The sequence below is a fragment of the Geminicoccus flavidas genome (genome assembly GCF_009806515.1).
In the GTDB taxonomy this organism is placed as follows: domain Bacteria; phylum Pseudomonadota; class Alphaproteobacteria; order Geminicoccales; family Geminicoccaceae; genus Geminicoccus; species Geminicoccus flavidus.
On sequence record NZ_WUJP01000582.1, the window covers coordinates 1 to 1,736 of the forward strand.

General features: G+C 70.1%; 1 protein-coding gene and 1 pseudogene. One reads left to right on the forward strand and one right to left on the reverse strand.

Annotated elements, in window-relative coordinates:
- Positions 1–232 precede the first annotated feature (232 nt).
- The gene (locus EQG76_RS16585; RefSeq protein WP_159715431.1) at positions 233–1,258 is read right to left on the reverse strand and encodes an NADP-dependent oxidoreductase; all 1,026 of its coding nucleotides are present in this window, start codon (positions 1,256–1,258) and stop codon (positions 233–235) included.
- Positions 1,259–1,389: 131 nt separating this feature from the next.
- Here EQG76_RS16585 and EQG76_RS16590 point away from each other — a divergent pair.
- A pseudogene (locus EQG76_RS16590) lies at positions 1,390–1,736 on the forward strand (amidohydrolase family protein); the annotation flags it as partial.

Consider the following 1,736-nt stretch of genomic DNA (forward strand, 5'->3'; position numbering starts at 1 on the left):
GGCTGAGCCGGCTACGGACGGTCAGTCGCATGGCCGTCCGAGGCTGAAAGCCACCGTGGCTGCTTCTTCGTCATGGCCGCCCTGAGCCGGCCATCCAGCAATGGCCGGGAAGACTGGATGGCCGGGTCGAGCCCGGCCATGACGAATACAAGAAGACACAAGCTGTCAGGAGACGGCTGGTCCCGGCAGGAAGCGGTTGCTGGCCCGCCGGTTCATGCCCTCTTCCGGCCTGCTACTCGGCCACCCGCACCAGGAGCTTGCCGAAGTTCCTGCCCTCGAGCAGGCCCCGCAGCGCATCCGGCGCGTTCTCCAGCCCGTCCACCACGTCCTCCTTGTAGCGCAGCCGGCCCTCCTTCAGCCATTGCGCGGCTTCCTGGTAGAACTGGGGACGCAGCTGCGCGAACTCGCGCTGGATGAAGCCGCGGATCAGCAGGCTGCGGCTCAAGACCTCGCGCATCACCTGCGGCAGCCGGTCCGGGCCCTGCCTTGGCCCGGCCGGGTCGTTGTACTGGGCGATCAGGCCACAAACCGGGATGCGCGCGAACTCGTTGAGCAGCGGCAGCACCGCGTCGAAGACCTGGCCGCCGACATTCTCGAAATACACATCGATCCCGTCCGGGCAGGCCGCCGCCAGTTGCCCCGAAAAATCGGCGGCCCGATGGTCGACCACGGCGTCGAAGCCGAGTTCGTCCTTCACGAAGGCGCATTTCTCCGGCCCGCCGGCAATGCCTACCGCGCGGGCGCCCTTGATCCGGGCGATCTGGCCCACCACCGAGCCAACCGCACCGCTGGCGGCCGCCACCACCACGGTCTCGCCGGGCTGCGGCCGGCCGATCTGGAGCAGGCCGGACCAAGCGGTGAAGCCCGGCATGCCGAGCACGCCCAGGGCGGTGCTGACCGGCGCCAGCTCCGGGTCGATCTTGCGCAGGCCGGTCCCATCCGACAGCGCAAAGCGCTGCCAGCCGGCATGGGACAGGACGATCTCGCCTTCCCGGTAGTCGCGGTGCCGCGAGCGCCGGATGCGCGCCACGGTTCCGCCCTCCATCACTGCCCCCAGCTCCACCGGCGGTGCGTAGGACTTCCGGGCATCCATCCGGCCGCGCATGTAGGGATCGAGTGAAAGATAGAGGACCTCCAGCAGCACCTGCCCGTCCGCCGGCTCCGGCACGGGCGCGGTCTCGATGCGGAAGTGCTCCGGTCCCGGCTGTCCTTCGGGCCGCGCCGCGAGGACGATCCGCTGGTTGGTGTCGTTCCGCATCGTCTTCTCCAAACCTCGCCCGCCGGCCGCGTCATTGCCCTCGGCACCCAGCCCTGACATGCTCACCACTCGGCCAACCGGCAAGCGGTCGGAGGCATCATGCCGAGGACCTGGGCCGGGGAGGACAACGCATGTGGTCCTGCACGCCCGGCGAGGCCGGCCAGCCCATGGCTCACATCGGCTGTCCCTGCCACAGCCCGGCCCTCCTGGCCGCCAGCCGGCGGATCGGCCGGACCCTATCGCGACGTGGCTTCGTCACGGCCCTCGGCACATCCGCGGCGGCACTTGCCTTGCCGGGGCGTACCCAGGCCCAGGAACCGCCGGCAGCCAGTATCCGGCCGATCCTGCTCACCAACTTCCGGCTGTTCGACGGTCGCTCAACGCAGCTCCGCGACGGGCTGCACCTCCTGGTCGAGGGCGAGCGGATCGCTGGCCTGGCCACCGGTGAAGCCACCGCGCCGGAGGGCGCGCAGCTTCT